Source organism: Arthrobacter sp. B2060, assembly GCF_059090445.1.
In genome coordinates, this window is sequence record NZ_JBNHFR010000031.1 from 1 (window position 1) to 554 (window position 554).

Below are 554 nucleotides of genomic sequence, written 5' to 3' on the forward strand. Positions count from 1 at the left end.
GGTAGCGTTCGGCCATCTCTTCGCGGCTGAGGATTTCGTGCTCGGCGCCGTTGGTCCGGGTGGTTTCCAGCAGGGCCGAGAGGTAGGCGCCGTCTTTGGCGCCGATGGAGAGACCGCCGCAGCGGGTCAGGATGTTCTGGCCGGTTTCGGCTTCGAGTTCGGCCCAGAGGCTGCGGGAGCGTTCCAGGATGGGGTAGAGGTCCGGGTTGCCGCGGTAGATCATGCGGAAGAGCCGGGTGTCCCCGCCCACGGCGCTGCGGCCGTGGCCGGGGGACGCGGCTTCGAACCCGACCACTGAGTCGGACAGGCGGGAGGCCTGCCAGAGGGCCATGCTTCCGATGCTGCCCAGCCCGATGACTGCGAGTTTTCCGTCCATGCCTAGATCACCATGTCCAGGAAGGCCTGCGTGCGGGGTTCCTTCGGGTTGGACAGGATTTCCCGGGCGTCGCCGCGTTCGACCACGTAGCCGTCATCCATGAAGATCAGCGAGTCGGCCACTTCGCGGGCGAAACCCATTTCGTGGGTGACCACCACCATGGTCATGCCCTTCTTCG

Annotated in this window: 1 protein-coding gene and 1 pseudogene; both read right to left on the reverse strand. The window is 66.1% G+C overall.

Translation table 11 applies throughout. The features are described from left to right. Positions 1–376: FAD-dependent oxidoreductase (locus AC5RUM_RS21460; RefSeq protein ID WP_494036847.1), on the reverse strand; the 376-nt coding region annotated here is incomplete at its 3' end. Positions 377–378: 2 nt separating this feature from the next. Next, positions 379–554, reverse strand: a pseudogene (locus AC5RUM_RS21465) (ectoine/hydroxyectoine ABC transporter ATP-binding protein EhuA); the annotation flags it as partial.